This is a genomic window from Arthrobacter sp. MYb23 (assembly GCF_002979775.1).
GTDB lineage: Bacteria > Actinomycetota > Actinomycetes > Actinomycetales > Micrococcaceae > Arthrobacter.
This window is the reverse complement of the sequence record NZ_PCPR01000040.1, coordinates 1-22,597: the sequence shown is the minus strand read 5'-3', so window position 1 is coordinate 22,597 and position 22,597 is coordinate 1. Positions and strand designations below refer to the sequence as shown.

28 protein-coding genes and 1 pseudogene are annotated in these 22,597 nt (G+C 62.2%); 17 read left to right on the top strand and 12 right to left on the bottom strand.

Features of this window, described 5'->3' with window-relative positions:
• Window positions 1–476, bottom strand: a pseudogene (locus CQ020_RS24630) (hypothetical protein); the annotation flags it as partial.
• Window positions 477–489: 13 nt separating this feature from the next.
• A complete protein-coding gene (locus CQ020_RS24380) occupies window positions 490–1,155 on the bottom strand; it encodes a DUF6318 family protein (RefSeq protein WP_219844543.1) in 666 nt (221 codons plus the stop codon).
• Between the two features lie 176 nt (window positions 1,156–1,331).
• Here CQ020_RS24380 and CQ020_RS23325 point away from each other — a divergent pair, with 176 nt between their 5' ends.
• From CQ020_RS23325 to CQ020_RS23290, 8 genes are all read left to right on the top strand, one after another.
• Window positions 1,332–1,844: a hypothetical protein gene (locus CQ020_RS23325; RefSeq protein WP_105694220.1), complete on the top strand. Its 513-nt coding sequence runs from the start codon at window positions 1,332–1,334 to the stop codon at window positions 1,842–1,844.
• A gap of 92 nt (window positions 1,845–1,936) precedes the next feature.
• Complete coding sequence (locus tag CQ020_RS23320; protein ID WP_105694219.1) at window positions 1,937–2,383, top strand: Asp23/Gls24 family envelope stress response protein; 447 nt, start codon at window positions 1,937–1,939, stop codon at window positions 2,381–2,383.
• Window positions 2,380–2,571, top strand: coding sequence for a DUF2273 domain-containing protein (locus tag CQ020_RS23315; protein ID WP_018779541.1), 192 nt, complete (start codon window positions 2,380–2,382; stop codon window positions 2,569–2,571). Before CQ020_RS23320 ends, CQ020_RS23315 begins: the two co-directional genes overlap by 4 nt.
• Complete coding sequence (locus CQ020_RS23310) at window positions 2,568–2,948, top strand: hypothetical protein (RefSeq protein ID WP_105694218.1); 381 nt, start codon at window positions 2,568–2,570, stop codon at window positions 2,946–2,948. Before CQ020_RS23315 ends, CQ020_RS23310 begins: the two co-directional genes overlap by 4 nt.
• The gene (locus CQ020_RS23305) at window positions 2,945–3,592 is read left to right on the top strand and encodes a DUF6286 domain-containing protein (RefSeq protein ID WP_105694217.1); all 648 of its coding nucleotides are present in this window, start codon (window positions 2,945–2,947) and stop codon (window positions 3,590–3,592) included. The genes CQ020_RS23310 and CQ020_RS23305 overlap by 4 nt, the downstream gene beginning before the upstream one ends.
• Window positions 3,589–4,200, top strand: a complete 612-nt coding sequence (locus CQ020_RS23300) for a hypothetical protein (protein WP_105694216.1) — start codon at window positions 3,589–3,591, stop codon at window positions 4,198–4,200. Before CQ020_RS23305 ends, CQ020_RS23300 begins: the two co-directional genes overlap by 4 nt.
• A gap of 125 nt (window positions 4,201–4,325) precedes the next feature.
• The gene (locus tag CQ020_RS23295) at window positions 4,326–4,661 is read left to right on the top strand and encodes a hypothetical protein (protein ID WP_105694215.1); all 336 of its coding nucleotides are present in this window, start codon (window positions 4,326–4,328) and stop codon (window positions 4,659–4,661) included.
• Between the two features lie 242 nt (window positions 4,662–4,903).
• Window positions 4,904–5,545: a DNA alkylation repair protein gene (locus CQ020_RS23290; protein ID WP_181152014.1), complete on the top strand. Its 642-nt coding sequence runs from the start codon at window positions 4,904–4,906 to the stop codon at window positions 5,543–5,545.
• A 26-nt stretch (window positions 5,546–5,571) separates the two neighbouring features.
• On the opposite strand, the gene CQ020_RS23285 is transcribed toward CQ020_RS23290, so the two are convergent.
• Window positions 5,572–5,973 (bottom strand): helix-turn-helix transcriptional regulator, encoded by a 402-nt coding sequence (locus tag CQ020_RS23285; protein WP_024819271.1) that lies wholly within the window; start codon window positions 5,971–5,973, stop codon window positions 5,572–5,574.
• A gap of 249 nt (window positions 5,974–6,222) precedes the next feature.
• On the opposite strand from CQ020_RS23285, the gene CQ020_RS23280 reads away from it, so the two are divergent.
• The 5 genes from CQ020_RS23280 to aqpZ all read left to right on the top strand — a co-directional run bounded on the left by CQ020_RS23280 (window position 6,223) and on the right by aqpZ (window position 11,752).
• Complete coding sequence (locus CQ020_RS23280; RefSeq protein WP_105694214.1) at window positions 6,223–7,569, top strand: ABC transporter substrate-binding protein; 1,347 nt, start codon at window positions 6,223–6,225, stop codon at window positions 7,567–7,569.
• 96 nt (window positions 7,570–7,665) lie between these two features.
• The gene (locus tag CQ020_RS23275; RefSeq protein WP_105694213.1) at window positions 7,666–8,631 is read left to right on the top strand and encodes a carbohydrate ABC transporter permease; all 966 of its coding nucleotides are present in this window, start codon (window positions 7,666–7,668) and stop codon (window positions 8,629–8,631) included.
• The gene (locus CQ020_RS23270; protein WP_024819274.1) at window positions 8,628–9,590 is read left to right on the top strand and encodes a carbohydrate ABC transporter permease; all 963 of its coding nucleotides are present in this window, start codon (window positions 8,628–8,630) and stop codon (window positions 9,588–9,590) included. The genes CQ020_RS23275 and CQ020_RS23270 overlap by 4 nt, the downstream gene beginning before the upstream one ends.
• Window positions 9,591–9,705: 115 nt before the next feature.
• A complete protein-coding gene (locus tag CQ020_RS23265) occupies window positions 9,706–10,761 on the top strand; it encodes a LacI family DNA-binding transcriptional regulator (RefSeq protein WP_105694212.1) in 1,056 nt (351 codons plus the stop codon).
• 250 nt (window positions 10,762–11,011) lie between these two features.
• Window positions 11,012–11,752 carry an aquaporin Z gene (gene aqpZ, locus CQ020_RS23260; RefSeq protein WP_105694211.1) on the top strand — a complete coding sequence of 247 codons (741 nt, stop codon included), beginning with the start codon at window positions 11,012–11,014 and terminating at the stop codon, window positions 11,750–11,752.
• Window positions 11,753–11,785: 33 nt separating this feature from the next.
• Here aqpZ and CQ020_RS23255 read toward each other — a convergent pair whose 3' ends face one another.
• The 5 genes from CQ020_RS23255 to CQ020_RS23235 form a co-directional block, all read right to left on the bottom strand.
• Entirely contained in the window at window positions 11,786–12,673 is an 888-nt protein-coding gene (locus tag CQ020_RS23255; protein WP_105694210.1) for a hypothetical protein, read from the bottom strand.
• Window positions 12,674–12,705: 32 nt separating this feature from the next.
• A complete protein-coding gene (locus tag CQ020_RS23250) occupies window positions 12,706–13,512 on the bottom strand; it encodes an exodeoxyribonuclease III (RefSeq protein WP_024819278.1) in 807 nt (268 codons plus the stop codon).
• 73 nt (window positions 13,513–13,585) lie between these two features.
• Window positions 13,586–14,152 carry an HdeD family acid-resistance protein gene (locus CQ020_RS23245; RefSeq protein WP_105694209.1) on the bottom strand — a complete coding sequence of 189 codons (567 nt, stop codon included), beginning with the start codon at window positions 14,150–14,152 and terminating at the stop codon, window positions 13,586–13,588.
• 28 nt (window positions 14,153–14,180) lie between these two features.
• Window positions 14,181–14,807: a response regulator transcription factor gene (locus tag CQ020_RS23240; RefSeq protein WP_105694208.1), complete on the bottom strand. Its 627-nt coding sequence runs from the start codon at window positions 14,805–14,807 to the stop codon at window positions 14,181–14,183.
• Window positions 14,804–16,078, bottom strand: coding sequence for a sensor histidine kinase (locus tag CQ020_RS23235; RefSeq protein ID WP_105694207.1), 1,275 nt, complete (start codon window positions 16,076–16,078; stop codon window positions 14,804–14,806). The genes CQ020_RS23240 and CQ020_RS23235 overlap by 4 nt, the downstream gene beginning before the upstream one ends.
• A gap of 195 nt (window positions 16,079–16,273) precedes the next feature.
• On the opposite strand from CQ020_RS23235, the gene CQ020_RS23230 reads away from it, so the two are divergent.
• Together CQ020_RS23230 and CQ020_RS23225 are read left to right on the top strand one after the other, a co-directional pair.
• Complete coding sequence (locus CQ020_RS23230; RefSeq protein ID WP_181152013.1) at window positions 16,274–16,861, top strand: heme-binding protein; 588 nt, start codon at window positions 16,274–16,276, stop codon at window positions 16,859–16,861.
• Window positions 16,862–16,893: 32 nt separating this feature from the next.
• On the top strand, window positions 16,894–17,643 hold the full coding sequence (locus tag CQ020_RS23225) for an ankyrin repeat domain-containing protein (RefSeq protein WP_105694206.1): 750 nt from the start codon (window positions 16,894–16,896) through the stop codon (window positions 17,641–17,643).
• 66 nt (window positions 17,644–17,709) lie between these two features.
• On the opposite strand, the gene CQ020_RS23220 is transcribed toward CQ020_RS23225, so the two are convergent.
• From CQ020_RS23220 to CQ020_RS23210, 3 genes are read right to left on the bottom strand one after another with little or no spacing between them, the layout of a single operon-like run.
• Window positions 17,710–18,912: an acetyl-CoA acetyltransferase gene (locus CQ020_RS23220; protein WP_105694205.1), complete on the bottom strand. Its 1,203-nt coding sequence runs from the start codon at window positions 18,910–18,912 to the stop codon at window positions 17,710–17,712.
• Window positions 18,909–19,625: a CoA transferase subunit B gene (locus CQ020_RS23215; RefSeq protein ID WP_105694204.1), complete on the bottom strand. Its 717-nt coding sequence runs from the start codon at window positions 19,623–19,625 to the stop codon at window positions 18,909–18,911. The genes CQ020_RS23220 and CQ020_RS23215 overlap by 4 nt, the downstream gene beginning before the upstream one ends.
• Window positions 19,626–19,646: 21 nt before the next feature.
• On the bottom strand, window positions 19,647–20,393 hold the full coding sequence (locus tag CQ020_RS23210; RefSeq protein WP_105694203.1) for a CoA transferase subunit A: 747 nt from the start codon (window positions 20,391–20,393) through the stop codon (window positions 19,647–19,649).
• Window positions 20,394–20,549: 156 nt separating this feature from the next.
• On the opposite strand from CQ020_RS23210, the gene CQ020_RS23205 reads away from it, so the two are divergent.
• On the top strand, window positions 20,550–21,347 hold the full coding sequence (locus CQ020_RS23205; RefSeq protein WP_181152012.1) for an IclR family transcriptional regulator: 798 nt from the start codon (window positions 20,550–20,552) through the stop codon (window positions 21,345–21,347).
• Window positions 21,348–21,395: 48 nt separating this feature from the next.
• Here the strand turns inward: CQ020_RS23205 and CQ020_RS23200 are convergent, their stop codons facing one another.
• Window positions 21,396–21,977, bottom strand: coding sequence for a GNAT family N-acetyltransferase (locus CQ020_RS23200; RefSeq protein ID WP_105694202.1), 582 nt, complete (start codon window positions 21,975–21,977; stop codon window positions 21,396–21,398).
• Window positions 21,978–22,191: 214 nt separating this feature from the next.
• Here CQ020_RS23200 and CQ020_RS23195 point away from each other — a divergent pair, with 214 nt between their 5' ends.
• Window positions 22,192–22,566 (top strand): VOC family protein, encoded by a 375-nt coding sequence (locus CQ020_RS23195; RefSeq protein ID WP_105694201.1) that lies wholly within the window; start codon window positions 22,192–22,194, stop codon window positions 22,564–22,566.
• Window positions 22,567–22,597 lie beyond the last annotated feature (31 nt).

The following is a 22,597-nucleotide window of genomic DNA, read 5'->3' as shown; positions in this document are numbered from 1 at the left end:
GGGAGTTGTCGGAAGTCGGTGAGGATCCGGGCGGCGATGTTGGCCAGGACGTTCTCGGGTTCGGGGTCGTAGAGGCAGGTGGGGCCGCTGACCGGGATCCAGTCTGTCAAGCCCGGGTTGGTGATTGCTTTGGGGGCCTCTTTCCAGATGACCGGGGTGCCTTCTTGGCCGCCGGTTGTGGTGGCCGGGCATTTGAGGGCGTCGCAGCCGGGGTCCTTCGTGTCGGGTCCGTCCGCCCGGCAATGGGTATCGGCCAAGTACTGATTCGGGTCGTCGGCTGCGGGTGAGGTTGATGTTCCCCCGAGATTGGGTGCCAGCTGTCCGGTCGAAGGGTCGATTTTGAACCGCGCACCAACATCAATTCCTCGATCGCCTGCGTTGTTTGTAGCCCAAGCGTCGTCAGCTATTGCGGATGTCGGTGCCAGAGTGCAGCACACTAAAAGCCCAAATGCGAGCCCAAGGAACGAGCGGATCACTCGCGCGAAAGACCTACCCGATGACGCCAAGGTCCACCACCGTCCAGGCGCCGTCTGCAAACCTGGCGAAGAAGGCGAACGCATCATTTGATGCTTCCGACCTTGCTCGTCCGACGCTTCCGTCCGCGTTGTAGTAGTCGATTTGTTCTTGAATGACCTGCACTTTGGCCGACTTGAGGGCGTCGGCAGTCCACTGAAGTTCGATGGTTGGCACCGAGATCTTGCCGCCCGCCAACCAGCGCCCATGGACGTATCCATCTTCGCCGGACTCTTGGAGACGAAGACAAAGCCTGCAGTCTTGAGAAATCAGGGGTAGCCACGCCGACATGTCGCCGGTCTCGCCTACATAAGACAGCTGCGCATACCAGTACCCAATAAACGCTTCCAGCCCCGCTTTCGAGTTCTCTTTCGCCAGCTCCGGCATCACTGGAACGGTCACGTTTTGTGCTTTTCCCTGCGCATCGGCAGGTTTGTACGCGGCCGGGGCAACAGGAGTAACCGAAACCGCCGGAGCCGCAGCGCTCGTGGTGGGCGTCGCCGTCGTCGAGCCTGTTGGCGAGGCGGGGCTGCCGGGTGTGGTGCCGCCTTGGCAGCCGCTCAGAAGCATCGCAATTGCAAGAGCCGCCACCGCTAACCGGGTGCGAACAAAAGATAAGGACATGAACGTTTGGCGCGGCATGACGAGGCTCCCCAGCAGCTGTTTTGGGTGATGTGTCGGCCAGTCTAGGTGGGGCAAACAACCACGGCCCAGCCGGGAATTGAAGCTTGTGGATAACTTGCCTATGGTCTCCGCAACGTCCCCGGCGTATTCTTGCCTCGCCAGCTTGTCATCGCACGCATCTTATTGGGGGAAATATGTCCACGTTCGAACGCCTACGCTTGTCCATGTCCGGGCGTCTGCTCTTGGCAGCATTGCTCACCGGCATGCTGACGCTCAGTGCCTGCTCTTCCCCGGCGCCTGTTTCGGAATCGACGCCCACTGCGGCGCAAACCTCTGAGGCGCCCGCCGCGGAAGTGTCCGCAAACGCCGACGCCAGCGCGGACCCCGCTGCATCCACGGGAACCGGCGGTGTCTACGGCGAGTTCACCTCCATGTCCGAGGCTTGTCTTTCGGTAAGCGCCACCATGCTGAGCGTCACCATCCTGCCACTGGCCGCAATGGCGGGCGGCAAGTCTGAAGACATCGACAAGGCAAAGCAGGAATTGTCGAAGATGGAGGGCAAAGTGCCCGCAGAACTGAAGCCTGCGTTCGAGAAACTGCGCGCCTTCACGGAGTCCGCCGGCTCGGACTTCAGTAAATACGGCGACGGGCAGTTCGAAGAACTTATGAAGCCCATCCAGGACTGGACCGAGAAGAACTGCAAGTAGCCGGCGTCGGGCGCGTTCCCTTCCCTCCGACGCTTCTCCCAAAGCGTCGGAGCTAGACGCTAGGGTGGTACTCAAGAGAAGGGGAGTGCTCCATGGAAGACCAGAATGTGCAGCTTGATCACGTGCCCGGGGGCGAAATCCCTGGTACCGGACGCACCATCATCTCCGAGGCGGCCGTCGCCAAAGTTGCGGGCATTGCTGCCCGCACAGTGCCCGGCGTCTACTCCTTGGGCTCCGCTCCGTCCCGTGCGCTAGGTGCTATCCGCGATGCCGTCGGCAGCTCGGACCATGCAGCAGGCGTCCGTGCCGAGGTCGGGGAGACCCAAGTGGCGGTGGACATCACTTTGGTTGCGCTCTACGGTCATCCCCTGCACGGGGTCGCCAATCAGGTCCGGGCTGCTGTGTACCGCGCCGTGGAGGAACTGGTTGGTCTTCAAGTGATTGAGGTCAATATCGAAATCACCGACGTCTTCGTTGCACCGCCGGCCAAACCCGCCGGAAGCAAGGCAGTGGTAGTGGAAAGGGAGGCACTTCAATGAGCATGACCGTGGTGGGAATCGCTATCGGCGCTTTCGTGGCTTTCATGTCCTTCTCGTTCGGCCTCTGGGGATTCCTGATCTCCCTTTTGTTCATGGGCATAGGTGCCCTGCTTGGCCGCGCGGCTGAGGGCAAGCTGGATCTTCGCAGTGTGCTGGATGCCATTACGGGCCGGCGCTCTTCGTCATGAGCGTGGCTGAGGCTGTGGACTACACCACCAGCCTGGCCGGCCATAACCGGATCAGTACCCAGGCATTGACATCGTTGGCTCGGGCCGCCGCAGCGCAGGCGCTCGGCGTTGACGCCAGCGACATCCGCGCTGATTGGGCGGACGACGACGGCCTGTTGGCTTTGTCCATCGTGGCACCTATCAGCGTCCCATCTTTGACCGAGGTGCTGCGTGATCCGCAGCGGGTGCAAGGCTTCGGGGGCTCCATCTGGGACCGTGCAGTGGCGGCCAAGGCGTTGGTTCTTGAAACAGTGACCCAGCTCAGTGGTTCCCAACTCAGCAGGGTGGACATCAGAATCAGCGGAGCGCACGTCACTGAGGGAGGCCGCGTCCAGTGACCCAGGATCAGGAAACACAGCAAGTGAACGCAGCGGACCCTAACGCGGTAACCAGCCCGGTGGCCGGGGAAGACCCGAAGATGAGCCGTATCCTGCGCCGTGAGACGCATTCGTCCCGTGCAGGAGCGTCCGTGATAGCGGCCGTTCTGGTAATAGTTCTTTGCGCCTACGCTTTGCTCGAAGCGGGAGTCCGCGCCGTTGGGCAGCCGCCTTGGATTATCGACCCCACTACTGCCGCGGAGCGCATCATCGCTCTCCCGGAAGGCATCTCGCCGCTGTTGCTTGGGGCGAGTGGTGCCGTCATCGCCATGGTGGGGCTTTTCTTCCTGCTGCACGCTGTCCTGCCGGGCAGGCGGGCCCGCCACTTACTCCGGGACCCTCGCACCGCCGTCGTGGTTGATGACGAGGTCCTGGCCTCGGCGCTGGCACGCCGTGCACGAACTGCCGCGAACGTCACCCAGGAACAGGTGATGGTGGTTGTCTCGAGGCAATTGGTGGTGGTGAATGTGCGGCCAACTTCCGGCAGCAGGGTCAGCGAAGAAGCAGTACTAACAGCTGTACAGGCCGAACTTGAGGAAATGTCACCGGTACCGATGCCTGCAGTCAGGGTCAACCTGGCGTCGTCGGGGGTGATCGGAGCGTGAACGGCACACCACGGACCCTCAACCGAATACTGCTCTTCATCATCGGCGCGAAACTGCTGGCCGTCGGACTGCTTCTCGTGCTGTTGGCCACCGTGCCGGCAGTGGCCACGTGGTGGCATGGTTGGTCGGCTTCCGTATGGGCAGGCGCTGAAAATGCCTTCAGGCAGACACACCTCCCCGGGCGCGAAGAGAGCTGGCTGTGGATTGTGGCCGGTGTAGTCCTGGTGGCCATCATCATCGCGATGATCGCCTGGTTGTCCCAGCAAGGCAAGGGCCGGGCCAACCTTCTGGTGGCCAGCGATGATGACAGCGCGGTGGACGGTGAAGTCCGGATCGGCGGCGGGGTGGCCGAGCAGGCGCTCAGGGCAGCCCTGTCCGAGAGGACAGACCTCGCCGGCGCTTCTGTTGCCACCCTTGAAGTGAAAGGCCAGCCGGGATTGCGCATTCGCATCCAGCCGAGGCAAGGGGTTGCGCCCCACGTCCTTGCTGCAGAAGTCTCTCAGCTGGTTGAAGCGTTGGATCTTGTCATCGGGCAGAAAACTCCCGTGCTGGTGCACATGGTTTCCGGTGCCCGGGCAAGGTTTACCAAGGCCGAAAGGGTCCGCTGACAGTGTGGACGCCGGATGCCCTGAGTTTGACTGCCAAGGGGGAGGCTCCTTGGCTCGCAATTTCCAGATCCGCGTAAAAACAAATCCACCCGATAACCAGATCCACCGTCACAGAGGAGAACACTATGAGTGAAGAGACCACGGGGGCCGAAGCGGTAAACGGCGCGGCAGGGAACGCAAAGGACGGTGCAGGCGAAGCACTTGAGAATGCCAAGGAATTCGCTGGCGAGGCTGTGGAAAACGTCAAGGAATTTGCGGGCGATGCCGCCGAGAACGTCAAGGAATTTGCTGGCGACGCTGCCGAGAACGTCAAAGAATTCTTCTCGGGCGACGTCGGAGAAAATGCCAAGGAATTGGCGGGTGACGTCGCGGAGAAATCGAAGGAAATCGCCGGAGACGTAGCGGAAAACGTCAAGGGCCTGGGCTCGAAGATCGCAGGAATTTTCAAGGGCGATAAGTAGTCTCCTTTACCGCAAGCAATTTACCGCAGGCAACGGGATGGCAGCTCACAGCGGTGCGGACTACCGCACTGCAGGGGGCTGCCATTCCGCTCTCAGTAGCGGGTAGCCTGATTTCCGTACCCGAAGGACAGGAGGCCGCAGTGGCTGGAACGACAGTGGCTAAAACGACGGCGGCGAAAACGACGGCGTCGAAAACGGCGGCGGCTGGAAACTTGGCGCTTGAGACGACGGTGTCCGGTCTCATGGCGGAACTGGCCGCACTGGAAGAACCCCGGGCTCGCGAAGTGAACGAGAAGCATGGCGATGACCATGGGGTAAACCTCAGCAAGCTGCGTGCCATCGCGAAGAGGTTGAAGACCCAGCAGGATCTTTCCCGTGAGTTGTGGGACACCGGTGACACTGCAGCCCGGTTGCTGGCTCTTCTCATCTGCCGGCCCAAGGCCTTCGAACAGGATGAGCTGGACGGCATGTTGCGGGAGGCGCGGACTCCTAAAGTGCAGGACTGGCTGGTGAATTACGTCGTCAAGAAGAGCCCGCACTCCGAAGACCTAAGGGTGGCATGGTTCCCCGACTCCGATCCCGTGGTGGCAAGTGCCGGCTGGGCACTGACCTCCGAACGCGTTGTCAAGAATCCCAAGGGCTTGGACCTGGCGCAATTGCTGGACCAGATCGAGGCGCACATGAAGGAAGCCCCGGACCGCCTTCAGTGGGCCATGAACCACTGCCTGGCGCAGATCGGGATCGAATTTCCGGAGCACCGGGCCAGGGCCTTGGAAATCGGGGAGCGTTTGGAAGTGCTCAAGGACTATCCCACGCCGCCCAACTGCACCTCGCCGTTCGCGCCGGACTGGATCAATGAAATGGTGCGGCGTCAGTCAGCGTAGGGCGTTAGCCCGTGAACCACGGCTCATCAGCCTCGGTTGCGGTGCATCATCCGATAGGTGAGTTCGGCAAGCAGCTCTTCGTCGGAGAGGTGCGAGGCCCGGGCGATGGGGGCGCTGGGTACCGTCACGCGGGGCGGTCCCTGCCGTGATTCGTCCCCGGAGCGCATGTCGTCGGGCGTGATCATTTCCGGAGCGAAGTTGGACTTACCTTTCAGGACTTCCGACACTGAACCTGCCCTCCATCCCAAAGCGTGCTCAAGCTTGCGCTGGTTGATTTCCTGCGTTCGGCGGGTCCCGGATTCCAGTGTGCGGACCGTCTTGATGGCGGTGCCAGCCTGCTTGGCCAACTGAACCTGGCTCAATCCTTGAGCCAAGCGTTCTTCTTTGATCAGGCGGCCGATAGTTTGCAGTGCTTCAAGTTCATCCACGATTCCTACTTTTCCATAGGCAATAGTAGGCAATCAAATCAGAGCGGCACATCGCGCCTTGCTGCGTCCGGCCTCAAGCGGCCGTGCAGGGGCATAAAGCCCGCCACCTGTAGGGACGTCAGGTTGCTTGGTATCGATGCGGTCACGTTATGTGTAAGCGCTTGCATTGATTGGGCGATCATGGCTAGTGTGAGCGTCACCACATCAATTGCGCCGCCGAATCTTAGTACTCAGCGAGGAGTCTTTAGCATGAAGAAAACCAAGTACCTGCTACCGGTCGCAGCCGCCGGTGTTCTGGCACTTACCCTTTCCGCCTGTAGCGGGGATGGTGGCGGTGGGGGATCAACCGCCGGATCGGATGATTGCTCCGCCTACGAAAGCTATGGCAAGCATGACGGCAAAACCGTCTCCGTCTACTCCACCATCGTAGATATTGAAGCCACAAACCTCGAGGAATCCTGGAAGCAGTTCGAATCCTGCACGGGCATCACCATCAAGTACGAGGGCAGCAAGGAATTCGAAACGCAGATCGGTGTGCGTGCCCAGTCCGGCACCGCCCCTGACGTAGCGATCTTCCCGCAGCCCGGCCTTCTTGCCACCCAGGCACGGGCAGGCTATCTGAAGCCCGCTCCGAAGACTGTCTCCGATCTTGTGGACAAGAACTGGTCCCCGGACTGGAAGAAGTACGGCACCGTGGACGGCACGTACTACGCGGCCCCGATGCTTGCGAACGTCAAGGGCTTTGTTTGGTACGCCCCTAAGACGTTCAAGGACAAGGGTTGGGAAGTCCCCAAGACGTGGGACGAAATGATCGATCTGTCCAAGAAGATCGCGGCAGATGACAAGAACATGAAGCCGTGGTGTGCCGGATTCGAGTCAGGCGAAGCTACCGGCTGGCCCGGCACGGACTGGATTGAAGACGTCGTTCTTCGCGCCCACGGACCCGAGGTCTATGACCAGTGGGTAGCTCACCAGATCCCGTTCAACGACCCCAAGATCGTTGATTCCTTCAACAAGGCAGGCGACATCCTGCTCAACCCGGAGATGGTGAACGGTGGCTTCGGCGACGTTCGCACGATCCTGAGCACCGGTTTCGCCCAGGCTGGCCAGCCGGTCCTGGATGGTACCTGCGCCATGCACCACCAGGCCAACTTCCAGGCTGCTAACTGGCCTGCAGGAACCAACGTTGCCGAGGATGGCGACGTATGGGCCTTCATCACCCCGCCGATCGACGAAAGCAAGGGTAAGGCAGTTACCGGTGGCGGCGAGATGGTTGGCGCCTACAAGGACACCGCTGAAGTTCAGTCGTTCCTGGCCTACCTGGCGAGCGCCGACTTTGCCAACAACCGCGTCAAGCTTGGCGGTGTGGTCAGTGCTAACAAGGGCCTGGATCCAAACAACGCACAGTCTGACCTGGACAAGCTGACCGTCCAGATCCTTCAGGACCCTGAAACCGTCTTCCGCTTTGATGGCTCGGACCTGATGCCGAGTGCAGTTGGATCCAACTCCTTCTGGAAGGGCATCGTGCAGTGGATCAACGGCACGTCCTCGCAGGATGTTGCCAACAGCATCGAATCCAGCTGGCCTAAGAGCTAACTCCCAAAGTGCTGCCTCCCCTGACTGGAACCCCCAGCCGGGGAGGCAGTGCTTTTCCCGGAACTTAGTGATTCACTCACGCCCCGGAGGTTGGGTATGGAATTTATTGGAGAAAAACTCCTTCAAGTAGTAATAGCCCTGGCGATTTTCGCAGCGGTTATCGGCCTCATCATGTTGCTGGTGGACAGGGCGCCGAAGTCCATCAAGGACAAGGTCACAGTGGCCGGCTTCCTTGCTCCGGCCGCCATCCTGATGGTCGTGGGCTTGGTCTATCCGGCCATCCGCACGTCAACGCTGGCCTTCACGGATGCCGGTGGAAATGCCAACGGATTCGACAACTTTGTGTGGATGTTCACGCAGCCCGAGGCTCTGACCACGCTGCGCAACACCGTGATTTGGACCGTCCTGGTTCCTCTGCTCTCCACGAGCTTTGGACTGGCCTACGCGGTGTTCATCGACAAGGCCCGTGGCGAGAAAGTACTCAAGTCGCTCGTCTTTATGCCAATGGCCATCTCCTTTGTGGGGGCCGGCATCATCTGGAAGCTCGTCTACGACTACCGCGGTCCCAACATCGAACAAACCGGTGTGATCAACTTCTTCCTGGTCTCCCTGGGGATGGAACCTAAGCAGTTCCTCCTCGACGCACCGGGAAACACCATGTTCCTCATCATTGTGATGGTCTGGATTCAGACTGGCTTCGCCATGGTGATTCTGTCGGCAGCCATCAAGGGAGTGCCGGTGGAACTCACCGAGGCAGCCCGCCTGGATGGCGCCAACGCGTGGCAGCAGTTCCGCAACGTCACCATCCCGGGTATCCGTGGAGCTTTGGTGGTTGTGCTGACCACCATCACCATCGCCACGCTGAAGGTGTTCGACATCGTGAGAACCATGACCGCCGGCAACTACGACACCTCGGTAGTTGCCAACGAAATGTACACGCAGGCCTTCCGCGCCGGTGAGCCGGGACGTGGTGCCGCTTTGGCCCTGATCCTGTTCCTCATGGTGCTGCCGATCGTCGTGTACAACGCTCGAGTCCTTCGCAAGCAAAGGGAGATCCATTGACAGCCACGCCAGCCCCGAAAGAGGCCTCGAAGGCCACCCGGCAGCGTCCTGGATCTGATCCCACGGAGGACGCTCAGCCGATGATGCGTCGGGTGAAGACCAAGCTCACGTCCAAGTGGGCAACAGCGGCAGCGATCATTATCGCCGTCGTGTGGTCCGTCCCGACGTTCGGTCTCTTTGTCACCTCATTCCGTCCTGCTGCCAAGCAGGTGGGTCCCCGGTCCGACGGCTGGTGGAATGCCTTCGTCGACTGGCAGTTCACGATCAAGAACTATGCGGACGTCCTGGTCCCGGCGGGATCGCAGTCCGCCAACCTCTCGCAGTACTTCGTCAACTCCATTGCGATCGTCGTCCCGGTCACCATCTTCGTGCTGGTCCTGGCGTCCATGGCTGCCTACGTTTTTGCGTGGGGGAAGTTCAAGGGCCGCGACGGACTCTTCATCTTCGTCTTTGCCCTGCAGATCATTCCCCTCCAGATGGCACTCATTCCGCTGCTGCAGTTCTTCACGCAGACACTTCAGCTCCCGGCGGGTTCGTACGCTCAGCTGTGGATTGCCCACACCATGTTCGGCCTTCCGCTGGGCATCTTCCTGCTCCATAACTTCATCTCCGAGATTCCCGGTGAAGTCATTGAGGCGGCAAGGGTGGACGGTGCCGGACACAGCACCATTTTCTGGCGGATCATCCTGCCGCTCTCCGTTCCGGCACTGGCATCTCTGGCGATCTTCCAGTTCCTGTGGGTCTGGAACGACCTTCTGGTGGCTCTGGTGTTCTCGGGTGGAACGGCAGACGTAGCGCCGATCACGCAGCGTTTGGCGGAGATTTCCGGCACACGTGGCGCCAGGGACTATCTGAACCCGGCGGCGGCATTCGTCTCCATCATCATCCCGCTCCTGGTGTTCTTCGGCTTGCAGCGCTACTTCGTGCGGGGCCTGCTTTCCGGTGGCCTTAAGGGGTAGGAACCGCGGCCTCGGTTGCGCAGCGCATTACGTGGCTGCGTAACCGAGGGCCGCAATCCACAAATACACACCTAAGGTTTGAAGGCGGAGCAACGGCGGCCGGAGAGGGGAGCCTGTGTCAAAAACAACGGGTAGATCCCAGCGCGGTGGCCATACCGGCGTCAGTATTGAGGACGTCGCGGCAGCCGCTGGAGTCTCGACTGCCACCGTCTCACGAGCCGTCCGGGGATTACCCCGGGTGTCTCCCGCCACCCGGGAAAAGATCCTCGAGGTGGCCAGTTCCTTGGGCTACGTGGCCTCGTCGTCGGCATCGGGGCTGGCTACGGGCCGAACACGCACCATTGGCGTCCTGGCCCCATTCGTCAGCCGCTGGTTCTTTTCCAAGGCCATTGAGGGCGCGGACCGGGAACTTCATTCGCGCAAGTACAACCTTTCGCTGTTTAACTTGGGCGGCCACGGCAGCAATCGTGAGCGGCTCTTCAGTTCCACCATGGTCTACAAGCAGATCGACGCACTGCTGGTGCTGTGCATGTCCTTGACCGAGGAAGAGCTGGAACACCTCCACAAAATCGACATTCCGCTGGTGGTGGTGGGCGGACACGTTGAGGATTGCGCTTACATAGGCATCAACGATTACGACGCCGCGTCCACCGCCGTGCGGCATTTGCTGGACTTGGGTCACAAAGACATCGCGCTGCTCCACGGCGACGATGAAACGGACCTGAATTTCGACGTTCCCCGGGTGCGTATCCGCGCCTTCCAGGAAGTCATGACCGACGCCGGACTGGAAGTCCGCCCCGAATGGGACCAATGGGGCGATTTCACGGTGGCCAGCGGGCAGCAGGCGTTCAACCGGCTGTGGAGCCAACCCGGCCGCAAGCCAACGGCCATCTTCTGTTCCTCGGACGAGATGGCGATGGGCGTCATTTTCGAGGCCGGGCGGCATGGCATCAGGGTGCCGCAGGATCTTTCAGTCATCGGGATCGATGATCACGACTTCTCTTCATCGCTCGGGCTCACCACCGTGGGGCAGCGGCCCGACAACCAGGCGGAGCTGGCCACCAAGATGTTGCTTGATGAGCTGGACGGTAACCCGGGAGCGGTCCATTCAGAGGTGGCCCCCCACCAGCTGATTGTGCGCGAGACAACGGCCCCGCCAACACGACGCTAGGAACCCGCGCCGGGCCTGAAGTGGCAGGCCGGGAAGAAGACTGGGTGCGCAAAGAGAGACTGGGCGCGCAGAGGGTATCTCCGTCACGAATCCCGCCCGCGGAGCACATAGCTACTGTGACGCGATAGTTACTGTGCCGCGACCATGCCCGACGACTCCGAAACCAGACAACTCCGGAAACGGACGACTCCGGATACGGAGCAAACGTAGGGATTTGGCCCGGAGACACCAGTCAAATGAAAGAGAGATCATGCATACATCACTTCCGTCCCGGCTTGGGGCCGAAGCTTTGGGGACTTTTGTCCTCGTCTTCGGTGGATGTGGCAGCGCAGTATTGGCTGCGAGAGTTCTCTCCGAGGACCGGATCAATATGGGAATCGGCTTCCTGGGCGTAGCTTTGGCCTTCGGGTTGGCCGTTCTTGCCATGGCCTACGCAGTGGGACACATTTCGGGCGGACACTTCAACCCCGCGGTGACCATTGGTGCCGCTCTGGCAGGCCGTATTGAATGGAAGGCCGTTGGCCCGTACATCATCACCCAAGTCGCCGCTGCGTCGGTAGCCGGCCTGGCCCTCTTTGCCATTGCTTCCGGTAAGGACGGATTCGATGCCGCGGCGTCCGGCTTCGCCTCCAACGGCTATGGCGAGAGATCCCCGGACGGGTATTCACTGGTAGCTGCCTTGGTGACTGAGATCGTCTTGACCGCAATTTTCCTTTACATCATCCTGGGCAGCACCGATTCCCGGGCACCTAAGGGTTTTGCGCCCGTTGCGATCGGGCTTGGACTGACCTTGATCCATTTGGTGTCCATCCCGGTGACGAACACGTCCGTTAACCCGGCACGTTCCCTGGGCGTGGCGTGGTTCGCAGGGCCTGAAGCCCTGGGACAGGTATGGCTATTCATTCTGGCGCCGATTATCGGGGCAGCCATTGCAGGCATCACCTACAAAATGTTCTTCCCCAACACCGAAGACGTGGTCCTGGAGCGCTAGAGTCCTGGAACGCTAGAGAAGAACCACACCCAGCTAGGAAGCGCGGGCCAGCTGCCGGATGGGGATCCACCGCGAGGCGAGCCTGCGGTAGGCAGCGGCCGCGCCGGTCATGTCACCTTCAGCCAGGCATTCGATGCCGAGCCGGACATCCATGGGGGACTCGTCCGGATACACCTTGTCAGCCACAGCCCCATAATCCAGCTCCACCATGGACTGGACGTGGAAAAGCTCCAGCCATTCCGTGAGCTGTGTCAGGTCATCCAGCATGTCCAGATCCGGCGCGGCCAACGCCAAATGGGCCACGGCGAACCGTGCCCGGTCCAGGGCTTCAGTGAGCGGTGTCCATACCCGGACGGTCAGAATGCGGCCCTCGGACTCCACCACGTCCTTACGGTCCGACTCGCTGAAGAGCGAGAACCAGCTGAACGGGATGCCCCACGTTGAGGCGCGGGTGTGCACCCGTTTTGCGGCTTCCCCGGCGTTGATGCGATCGATCCTGGCCTGGTGCTTGTCCCGCTGCGAGACCGGAATGAGGAGATCGGCCAGCGGGCTGTGCACGCCGTCCATGAGTGCATTGGCTGCCAGGCCGGCCCTGATCACCAGTTGGCTGGGGCAGTAAAGCAGCCTTCCGGCGTCGTGATCTTCTGTGTCCGACGCCGCAGCGTGCCGTCCGGTGGGCACGCGCGTCATGCGGACCAAGTCCGTGTGGCCGGTGGGAAAGGGATCACCGCCGGAACGCGTTATGCGTCCCAGGGAGGCTTGGAGCTCCGCATTCTCGACGGCGGCCCTTGATCCGTTCCTGGTGCCCTCCGCCACGAGTTGGCGCTGCTGCTCGGGCGGGAACGCCTCTAGTGGCTCGTAAATGCGCAGCGACGAAGAGAACGGCAGACCTGCCTGGCCCCGATACAGGTTTCCAGTCATATCAACCGCCCTTTTCGTCAGTGAGCCTGTACTTAGTCTGCGAGCTCCACAATGACGGGAGCGTGGTCCGAAGCGCCCTTGCCTTTGCGTTCCTCGCGGTCGATCGAGGCACCGGTGACCCGTGAGGCCAGTTCCGGGGATGCCAGGCAGAAGTCGATGCGCATTCCTTCTTTCTTGGGGAAGCGCAGCTGCGTGTAGTCCCAGTACGTGTAGACGCCGGGGCCCGGAGTGTAGGGACGAACGACGTCGGTGAACCCGGCGGCCTCGAAGGCGTGGAAGGCCGCGCGCTCGGGTTCGCTGACGTGGGTGTAGTTGTTGGTGCGGAACAGTTCGATGTCCCACACGTCGTCGTCGAACGGGGCGATGTTCCAGTCACCCATGAGGGCGATCTGGGCCTTCGGATCGGCTTTGACCCACTCTGCTGCGTGGCCCTGCAGGACGTCCAGCCATTTGATCTTGTACGGCATGTGCTCGTCGTCCAGCGAGCGGCCGTTGGGAACGTAGAGGCTCCAGATGCGGATGCCGCCGCAGGTGGCGGCAATGGCGCGGGCTTCCTGGGCAGGGTCTTTGCCGGCCTTGCCGAACGCGGGCTGGTCCAGGAACGTGCGCTGCACATCCTCCAGGCCCACGCGCGAAGCAATGGCAACACCGTTCCACTGGTTCACACCGAAGTGCGCAACCTCGTAACCCATGCGCTCAAAGAGCTCCCACGGGAAGTTTTCGTCCTTGCATTTGGTCTCCTGGATGGCCAGGACATCACAGTCGCTGCGCTCAAGCCAGGCTTCAACGCGGTCGGCACGGGCGCGGAGGGAGTTCACATTCCAGGTAGCTATCTTCACAGCCTCTAACTTACCGAACTTGGCGCTGAGCGCATCCCCTGACGGAGGATTACTACCGGGCGGAGTCCAAAGATCAGTGACCGTACAGCGCTGAGGACGATGCCAGCTTGCGGAGCCCGATACCCGAGGCGATCAGGAGCAACCCTGTCACGATCGCGAACCCGGCCAGCATCCATACCAGGCCCAGGATGCCCAGGCCCGGGTTCACCAGCACCACAATCCCGAACACAGTGGTGATCAGGCCTGTCAGGAGCCAGATGCCCCAGCTTCGGACGAAGTTCCTCGCGGCAAGAGAAAGGATGATTTGGGAAAGACCCAGGACCAGGCCCCACAATCCGATCAGCACACCTATTGCTGCCGCCGTAATTCCCGGCAAGGCAATGGCCACAATGCCGGCTGCGATGGAAATGAGCCCACCCACTATGGTCCAGCGGGAACGGCCGGCGGGGTCGTAGAAATAATGAGCCACGCTGGTAATGCCGTCAATGATCGCGAATACGCCGAACATGACAACCACCACCAAAGCGGTGGCGCTCGGCAGAACAAAGATCAACAGGCCAAAAACTATGGATAGGGCTCCCCGGACCAGCAAAGCAGTTCCCGGGCTCTTGAACATTTTGCGATCCGCTGCGTCGTGCATACGGCTCAGCGTAACCAACCACGTGCCATTACCGCATCCCCTCGCGCCGGATAGCTGTGGCAATTGCTGCGGCACGGGTTTCGACGCCGAGTTTGGCGTAAATGTGGGCGAGGTGGGTTTTGACAGTAGCTTCGGAAATGAAGAGCCGTTTTCCAAGGTCCCGGTTGCTGAGGCCCTCGGTCAGGAGACTGAGCAATTCGGCTTCGCGTGGGGTGAGGATTTCGTCCGGATTCCGTAGTTGTTGGAACAAACGCGAGGCCACAGGGGCACTCATTACGCTTTTGCCCTGCACCGCACCGCGGACGGCTGCGAAGATCTCTTCCGGCGCAGCATCCTTGAGTAAATAACCCATGGCGCCCGCGTCCACGGCTCGGACAATATCGGCATCGGAGTCGTAGGTGGTGAAGACGATGACGGCTTGCTTCGGGTTCCGCTGACGGAGTTGCTTGATGGCTTCGATGCCATCCATTCCGGCGCCCATGGCCAAATCCATGAGGACTACTGCGGGCGAATGCTCTTGGGCTGCTTCCAGGGCTTCCTCACCGGAGGACGCTTCCCCGACGACGGCGATGTCACTTTGGGTGCCCAACAGCGCCTTGAGTCCGCTCCGAACCACCGTATGGTCATCCACGAGGAGCACTGAGATGGTGTTCACAGGGCCTCCTTCAGCGCGTTTGCCGGATCGGCAGCCCGGGTCAGTGGGAACTGCGCCGCGATGATGGTTCCTTCGCCGGGCGAGCTCTCCACGGACAATTCTCCGCCCAACTGTTCAACCCGCTGCCGCATGGCGCGGAGCCCGTATCCTCCGTTTGCCGATGCCGGCGGTACCGCTGCGGGATCAAAGCCGCGGCCGTCGTCGAACACGTCCAAGGTGACCGCGTCCGGAAGGTACCCCAGTGTCACGCTGGCGTGGTCCGCGCCGGCATGGAGTTTGATGTTGGCCACGGCGCTCTGGGTGACACGGAGCAGGGCGTGCCGCACCTCGGACGGAAGGGGTTGCGGCTCGCCCGTGACGTGGATGCTGACGGTCTCAAAGTACTGCCGTGCCGCGTGTTCCAGGGCATCCGGGAGCGGCCCCGACTCAAGGCCCGGGGCGGAGAGTTCGTGAACCAGACTGCGGGTGTCGGCGAGGTTTCGTCTGAGCAAATCTGTTGCCTTACGCACGTCATTGTTAGCCGCTGGAGCGGGCCACGAGCGCTGGGCGGCCTCAAGGAGGAGAAGGCTGCTGGCCAGGCCCTGGGTGACGGTGTCGTGGATTTCACGGGAAACGCGCTCGCGTTCGGCGGCGATTCCGGCTTCACGCTGGTTCGCGGCGAGTTGCTCCTGGGCCTGGGTGACGTCGTCGAAAAGTTTGCGCTGCACTGCCGCGTCGCGCTCAATCTTGTTGTACATCAGAGTGAGAAGCGCGCCCGCAGCCAGAGGACCCAGCAGCATGGAGATGTCCGTCCAACCGCTCATCCGGAAGAGCCCGACGGCGGTGGCGGCCGCCGTCGCACCTCCCGCCACAAAGCCGGCCCAGCCGCGGAAAGCCGTGCGCGTGAGGAAGAAAATGGCGAAGGAACACCAGGCGAAGCTCGGAGCGACCACCACCAGCGCGGCCCACGCTGCCACCAAAGCCACCATCCACGGAACCCACAGCTGCTGGGCGCGCTGGCCCGGTGGCTGACGGTGGGCCAGCGGTTGGCGGTGGGCCAGCACGGCGGTTACCGCATACAGCGCGCACACGGCCCCGGCCAAAGCAACGGTCCACACGTTGTCCGTGGGGGAGTGGCGCATGACGTACCGGACTGCAGAGGACACCATGAGGACGGCAAAACCCAAATGCACCACTACATCAATGCGGCCATCAATCCGGCTGCTGGCCGGAGTGCTGGCCGGGGTGCTGGTCCCATTACTGGGCTCTGGCCGTGGACGAGCAGTTGGCATGGGTGGTTCCCGTTCCGGGTATCGGTGGAAGGCGTTCTTTCCATGCTAGATCCCGCACGGTCATTGGTCTCTCCACCTTTTGGCTGATACCGGTGGCGGAATGGCTGAGTCCGGAAACGGCGCCCGGCCGATGTGGCGTGGGACCGTTCGCGAAAGCATGGAGACGTACCCGATGCTGACTACGAGGAGAACCCTGTGAAGAAGTCCAACAAAATGATCGCCGCCGCCGCTGCCGGAGCACTGCTGCTCACCGGCGGTGTGACTGCCGTGGCCAACGCAGTGTCGCCCGCTGCAGCGCCGGCAGCCGCCCCGGCCGCCGCACCCGTGAAGGTTGCCGCAGAAGTCCAGCCGGCACCTGAGAACGTTGTAGCCCAGAACCGCATCTCCGTGGGCGCCTCGAGCGCAGCCGTCAACGCCGCGCTCGCCAAGTGCCAGGCGGACAAGTTGCCGTTCGTGACCGTGGCACTGGTTGACCGTTTCGGCACCGTCCAGGCACTCCTTCGCGGTGACAACGCCGCCGAGCACACCATCGAAGCCGCCAAGCAGAAGGCCTACACGGCCGCAGCTTTCGGCGCCCCCACCAGCGAGCTTGCCAAGCGCATCAACGGCAACGGACCCTCCATCGCCGACCTCCCGGGCACCCTGTTCCTGGCCGGCGGCGTTCCGCTGAAGGTCAACGGCGTTTCCGTTGCAGGGATCGGAGTTGGTGGCGCTCCCGACGGTGCCCTCGACGAAGCCTGCGCAACTGCCGGCGCTGATGCCTTGGCCGTGGCAGCGAAGTAGCCATGAACCCCCGGGGAGTTTTTGTACAGATAATGCCTTTGTGGGAGCGTTTTAGGGGCGTTATCTGTACAAAAACGCGGGTGGTGGGGGCGGGCGTGCTGGTGCTCGGGCTGCTGTCCGGATGTACGACGGCGGCGTCCCCGCCTGCCAGCCCAGCGTCGCCTTCCAGCCCAGCCCCGACACCCTCCGTCAGCCCGACGCCGTCAGCGTCGAGCGCGGGCCCCAGCCCGTCGTCGTCGGCTGCTTCGCCGGCCCAACAATCAGCGGAGGCTGAACTGTCCCCGGAGGCCCAACTGGAAACCGACCGACTCCTGATCCTTGCCGCGAAAGCCAACGACGCTGTGAGGGTGCGCGAACTGATCGCGGCCGGCGGCAACGTCAACGCCAAGGACGACATCCAAGACTCCGCGTTCCTCTATGCGGGCGCCGAGGGCTTCAATGAGGTTCTGCAATTGACGTTGGCTGCGGGGGCGGATGTTCGCAGCACCAACAGGTACGGCGGCACCGCGTTGATCCCGGCGAGCGAACACGGGCACACGGAAACTGTGCGGATCCTCATCGCAGCGGGTGTGCCCGTGGACCACGTCAACAACCTCGGCTGGACCGCCATGCAGGAAGCCATCCTGCTCAACAATGGCGGGCCGAATCAGCAAGACGTGGTCCGGCAACTCCTCGCGGCAGGAGCCAACCCGGACATCCGCGACCCCCAAGGCCGAACCGCCCTGCAAAATGCAGAGCGGCTCGGGTTCACGCAGATCGCGGCGCTGATCCGGTCCCGCTGACCCAAGTAAGTAGCAGCAGAGCGCGTTTTCAGCCCTCAAAACGCGCAGTGCTGCGACCTACTTGGGTTAGACGGCTTCCAGAACGCTCACGTAGTTCGCGATGCCCACGCCACCCATGTTCTGCACAGCCCCTCGGCGGGCCGTGGGCAACTGCATATCGCCCGCGGTCCCGCTGAGTTGCATGGCCGCGATGACGTGCTGCGATACGCCGGTGGCACCCACCGGGTGGCCCTTCGCCTTGAGACCGCCGGAAACGTTGACGGGCAGCTTGCCGTCCTTGTAAACCCAGCCCTCCTGGATGGCCCGCGCACCCTCGCCGCGGGGAGTGAGGCCCATGGCTTCGTACATGATCAGCTCAGCGATGGTGAAGCAGTCGTGCACCTCGGCGAAGTCCAAGCCCTCGACGCCGACGCCCGCCATGCCCAGGGCGCGCTCCCACGAAGCCCTGGTGGCTGCAAACTCTGTGGGATCGCGCTTCTCCGCCGGGAAGAAGTCGTTGGCGTGACCGAAACCAGCCAGGCGCACAGGTGCAGTTGCGCCGCCGGTAGCCGAGGTGGAAAGCACGACGGCGGCAGCACCGTCGGAGACAGGCGAACAGTCAGTGCGGCGCAGGGGCTCGGCCACCATGGGATTCTTCTCGGAGATGGTCCGGCAGAAATCCACGCCGAAGTCCCGGTGCATCTGGGCGTAGGGGTTGTCCATGCCGTTGTGGTGGTTCTTCGCAGCGATGGAACCCAGGACGTCGCCGAGCGTTTCACCCGGGATGCTTGCCCCGTAGCGCTTCCCGTAGTGCTTGGCTACTTCTGCAAACAGGCCCGTGAACCCGGTGGACGACGCTTTGCCCGCCATCTCGTACGAAGCACCGAGGAGTGCCGCCCCCACAACGTCCGCGCCGGCGTCGGTCATCTTTTCGGCGCCGATGACCAAGACGTTGCGCGCTGTTCCGGCGAGGACGGACTTGACTCCCTGCTGGAACGCGGCCGATCCGGAGGCGCACGCGTTCTCAGTGCGCGTGGCCGGAACATTGGCAAGGTTCGCGGACAACTGAAGCGCCAGCGATGACGTGAATCCCAGAGGCTGCATGCCGGCGTTGAACTGTCCGAGGTAGATCTCGTCAATGTCCTTGGGGTCCAGCCCCGAGTTCTTGATGGCTTCGCCGGCCACCTGGACGATCAGCGATTCCAGGGTGTCATCAGTCAGCTTCCCGAACTTACTGTGGCCCCACCCCGTGAGCAGGATGTCTTTTCCAAACTGGTCTTTCAGGCTCATGAGTGTGCTCCTTCAAGCGTGTGGTCCTCAGACTCGGATTCCTCAGACGCGGGTCCCTCGGACGCCAGTGCCACGGTGAACTCTGCGTCGGTCTTGCTGCGGATCTCCTCCACCGTGAGTCCCGGGGCGAGGCGGGTCAGCAGCAGGCGAGTGCCGCCGTCGTGCGTGTCTTCAATGTCGAAAACGGCCAGGTCCGTGATGATCCGGTCAACGCACTTGAGCCCCGTGAGGGGGAGTGTGCATTCGGTGACGATCTTGGCCGAACCATCCTTGGCGTTGTGCTCGGTGAGGACCACCACCCGCGGTGTCCCGGCCACCAAATCCATGGCCCCGCCCATGCCTTTGACCATCTTGCCGGGGATGGTCCAGTTGGCCAGGTCCCCAGAGCCGGACACCTGCATGGCGCCCAAGATGGCCACTTTCACGTGCCCGCCACGGATCATGCCGAACGAGGTAGCGGAATCAAAAATGCTGCCACCGGGGGTGATGGTGACGGTCTGCTTGCCGGCGTTGATAAGGTCCGCGTCTTCCTCGCCCTCATAGGGGAAAGGGCCCATTCCGAGCAGGCCGTTCTCGCTCTGGAGGACCACCCGCACGCCGTCGGGCAGGTTGTTGGCCACCAGCGTGGGGATGCCGATGCCGAGGTTGACGTAGTCGCCGTCGTTCAGCTCTTCGGCTGCGATGGCGGCCATCTGGTCACGTGTCCATGCCATGGTGATGTGCTCCTTTGTTCCTTAGACCGTCAGTGCTTCGGCGCGCTGTGTCCCGGTGCCGTCTGTCTCTGCCCGCTGGCGGACCGTGCGCTGTTCAATGTCCTTGACCCGGTCCGTAGCCTGAACCAGCCGCTGCACGTACACGCCAGGAGTGACGATGTTGTTGGGGTCCAGCCCGCCCGGCTGCACAATGACCTCAGCCTCGGCAATGGTCACGGCGCCCGCGGTAGCCACCACGGGGTTGAAGTTCCGGGCCGTGTAGCGGTAGATCAGGTTGCCGTCGGTATCGGCGGTGTGGGCATGGACCAGGGCGACGTCGGCGGTGATGGCGCGCTCGCGGACGTACGTCACGCCGTCGAACTCTTCCAGCGGCTTGCCTTCGGCAACCAACGTTCCTACGCCGGTGCGGGTGTAGAACGCGGGGATGCCGGCGCCGCCGGCCCGAAGACGTTCGGCGAGCGTGCCCTGCGGCGTGAACTCGACCTCCAGCTTCCCGGCCAGGTACTGCTCGGCGAAGAGCTTGTTCTCGCCCACGTAGGAAGCGATGACCTTGCGAACCTGGCCCGACTCAATCAAGACGCCAAGACCCTTGCCGTCCACACCCATGTTGTTGGAGACGATGGTGAGGTCCTTGGCGCCCGACTCCCGGACGGCGTCGATCAGGTCCGCGGGGATGCCGCTCAGGCCAAAACCGCCGACGGCGATGGTCAGGCCGTCTGCCATGAGGTCATGGAGCGCTTGGGCTGCGCTTTCTTGGATCTTGGCCATGCTGTGCTCCTCTTTGAGTTTGTGTGTTGTATCCACTTTGTGGACTGCGTTGGCTCTTGAGATTGAGCCTAGGTTTCGTCGCTTGGCGCCGTCAACGGCCGTGAAGTCCAGCTACTCAGGGTGTGGACGGTACGATGGAAGGTGTCCATATTGTGGATGAAATCTCTTCCGGAGGGTGCCGTGGTGGTTCAGGGAGCACAAGTGGTAGGCCGGGTGGCCCTGCTGCTTCGGCTGGTGGGACGTAAGCCTGAGGGAACCTCGTTGGCGGGTTTGGTGCGTGAATCCGGGCTGACCCGGCCCACGGTTCACCGGCTGCTGACGTCCTTGGCAGCGGAGGGTTTGCTGGAACATGATTCCGCCTCCGGAAAGTGGGTATTGGGGCCGGAGATCTTCCTGCTGGGCTCGGTGGCTGCGGCACGGTTCCCCATGGAGGACATCGCCAGGCCTTCGCTGCGCAGATTAGCTGCTGAGACGGGGGAGAGCGCGTTCTTCTCCATCCGCCGTGGCAACGAAACCGTGTGCGTGCTGCGCGAGGAAGGCTCGTTTCCGGTGCGGTCCTTCGTGCTGCATGAAGGTGTGCGCTTCCCGTTGGGAGTGGCATCTGCCGGAACAGCCATCATGGCTTTCCTGCCTCCCGAAGAACAGGAGTCCTTGCTGGACGACTGGCCCGCACACACCGGTGAGTTCGCGGTGGGACATCCTGCAGATGTGGTGCGGGGGAATCTGGAACAGACCCGGCTGACGGGATACTCCGTCAACCCCGGGCTGATCCTGGAAGGTAGTTGGGGGATGGGCGCCGCCGTGTTTGACCAACAGGGGCGGCCGGCGCGGGCTCTCTCCTTAACGGGAATTGAACCCAGGTTCCGCCCGGACCGCCAGGATTTCCTGGGCAAGCTGCTGCTCGAGGAAGCGCACCGAATGAGCGCGCGGTTACAGGGCGCCTCACCCAACTGAGTCGCATTTGTGCGCGTTTAGGCCGCTCAAAACGCGCACAAATGCTACCTAGTTGGGGGAGCGGAGGTCCAGGCGCATCAGCACTCGCGGGAAGCCGTTGAGGACCGACGTCGTCTCGGTCACCTTCTTGAAGCCCGCCTTCTCGAATAATCTGCGGGTGCCCACGTAGGCCATGGTCAGGTCCACTTTGCCGCCCTTGTTGTCCACGGGATAACCCTCAATGGCGGGCGCTCCGTGGCTCTTCGCGAAGTCGATTGCCCCGCGCAGGAGTTCATGGGAGATGCCCTTGCCGCGATGCCCGGGCCGCACGCGGATGCACCAGACAGACCACACATTGCTTTCATCCACATGGGGGATCTTGCGGTTCTTCGCGAAAGTCGTGTCCGCGCGGGGGTGGACCGCTGCCCACCCCACCACTTCGTCGCCGTCGTAGGCCAAAACACCAGGAGGAGGGTCCTCGGCCACCAGCTTCTTTACGAACTTTCCACGCTCCTGTTTCTGGAGTTCCTGATTCAGTTTGGACGGGATCCTGTAACTCAGGCACCAGCACACGTTGGAATCGGGGCTCTTGGGCCCCACCATGGTCTTCACGTCATCGAACACCGTTGCGGGTCGAACCTCGATAGCCATGCGGCCCATCCTGTCATTGGGTTGGGCCCCTCCGCTAGACTTGCGGACGTGATGACCGGATCGGGCTTCGGCCCTGCACGGATCGGCTACCCGGCCGACCTCTGACGCGCGTAGGCTTTTGCAGCTGTGGCGCCGGCGCCCCTCGGGCTCCTCCCTGTGGATCGATGAAACGAGCAAGACCATCGACATACCCCCACATATAAAGGAGTTCCGCATGCCCGCATTGTTCAACCACACCATCATCGCGTCCTTCGATCGCGCTGTTTCAGCCGAGTTCTACCGTTCCATCCTTGAAGCTGAGGAAGCCCCAAGCTGGGGGCCTTTCACCAACCTCACGCTGGCTGGCGGGGTGATGCTGCAATTCGCCGAGCCCCCGGTCGAGATCCAGATGCAGCACTACGCATTCCTGGTTGATGACCAGCATTTCGACCGCGCCTATGAGCGTCTGGTAAGTACCGGCGTCGAACATTGGGCGGATCCGCAGATGACCCGTCCGGGCGAGACAAACACGGAACACGGCGGCCGCGGCGTGTATTTCAAAGATCCCGCCGGCCACGCACTGGAGCTGATCACCACGCCGTACTTCTAAACGGGGAAGGGGGACGTTGGGATAGGGGCCA

Excerpts from the sequence above, each read along its gene's own strand:
- CQ020_RS24380 (WP_219844543.1), bottom strand. The coding sequence starts at position 1,155 with ATGCCGCGCCAAACGTTCATGTCCTTATCTTTTGTTCGCACCCGGTTA.
- CQ020_RS23325 (WP_105694220.1), top strand. The coding sequence starts at position 1,332 with ATGTCCACGTTCGAACGCCTACGCTTGTCCATGTCCGGGCGTCTGCTC.
- CQ020_RS23320 (WP_105694219.1), top strand. The coding sequence starts at position 1,937 with ATGGAAGACCAGAATGTGCAGCTTGATCACGTGCCCGGGGGCGAAATC.
- CQ020_RS23315 (WP_018779541.1), top strand. The coding sequence starts at position 2,380 with ATGAGCATGACCGTGGTGGGAATCGCTATCGGCGCTTTCGTGGCTTTC.
- CQ020_RS23310 (WP_105694218.1), top strand. The coding sequence starts at position 2,568 with ATGAGCGTGGCTGAGGCTGTGGACTACACCACCAGCCTGGCCGGCCAT.
- CQ020_RS23295 (WP_105694215.1), top strand. The coding sequence starts at position 4,326 with ATGAGTGAAGAGACCACGGGGGCCGAAGCGGTAAACGGCGCGGCAGGG.
- CQ020_RS23290 (WP_181152014.1), top strand. The coding sequence starts at position 4,904 with ATGGCGGAACTGGCCGCACTGGAAGAACCCCGGGCTCGCGAAGTGAAC.
- CQ020_RS23280 (WP_105694214.1), top strand. The coding sequence starts at position 6,223 with ATGAAGAAAACCAAGTACCTGCTACCGGTCGCAGCCGCCGGTGTTCTG.
- CQ020_RS23275 (WP_105694213.1), top strand. The coding sequence starts at position 7,666 with ATGGAATTTATTGGAGAAAAACTCCTTCAAGTAGTAATAGCCCTGGCG.
- aqpZ (WP_105694211.1), top strand. The coding sequence starts at position 11,012 with ATGCATACATCACTTCCGTCCCGGCTTGGGGCCGAAGCTTTGGGGACT.
- CQ020_RS23255 (WP_105694210.1), bottom strand. The coding sequence starts at position 12,673 with ATGACTGGAAACCTGTATCGGGGCCAGGCAGGTCTGCCGTTCTCTTCG.
- CQ020_RS23245 (WP_105694209.1), bottom strand. The coding sequence starts at position 14,152 with ATGCACGACGCAGCGGATCGCAAAATGTTCAAGAGCCCGGGAACTGCT.
- CQ020_RS23235 (WP_105694207.1), bottom strand. The coding sequence starts at position 16,078 with ATGCCAACTGCTCGTCCACGGCCAGAGCCCAGTAATGGGACCAGCACC.
- CQ020_RS23225 (WP_105694206.1), top strand. The coding sequence starts at position 16,894 with ATGCCTTTGTGGGAGCGTTTTAGGGGCGTTATCTGTACAAAAACGCGG.
- CQ020_RS23220 (WP_105694205.1), bottom strand. The coding sequence starts at position 18,912 with ATGAGCCTGAAAGACCAGTTTGGAAAAGACATCCTGCTCACGGGGTGG.
- CQ020_RS23215 (WP_105694204.1), bottom strand. The coding sequence starts at position 19,625 with ATGGCATGGACACGTGACCAGATGGCCGCCATCGCAGCCGAAGAGCTG.
- CQ020_RS23210 (WP_105694203.1), bottom strand. The coding sequence starts at position 20,393 with ATGGCCAAGATCCAAGAAAGCGCAGCCCAAGCGCTCCATGACCTCATG.
- CQ020_RS23205 (WP_181152012.1), top strand. The coding sequence starts at position 20,550 with ATGAAATCTCTTCCGGAGGGTGCCGTGGTGGTTCAGGGAGCACAAGTG.
- CQ020_RS23200 (WP_105694202.1), bottom strand. The coding sequence starts at position 21,977 with ATGGCTATCGAGGTTCGACCCGCAACGGTGTTCGATGACGTGAAGACC.
- CQ020_RS23195 (WP_105694201.1), top strand. The coding sequence starts at position 22,192 with ATGCCCGCATTGTTCAACCACACCATCATCGCGTCCTTCGATCGCGCT.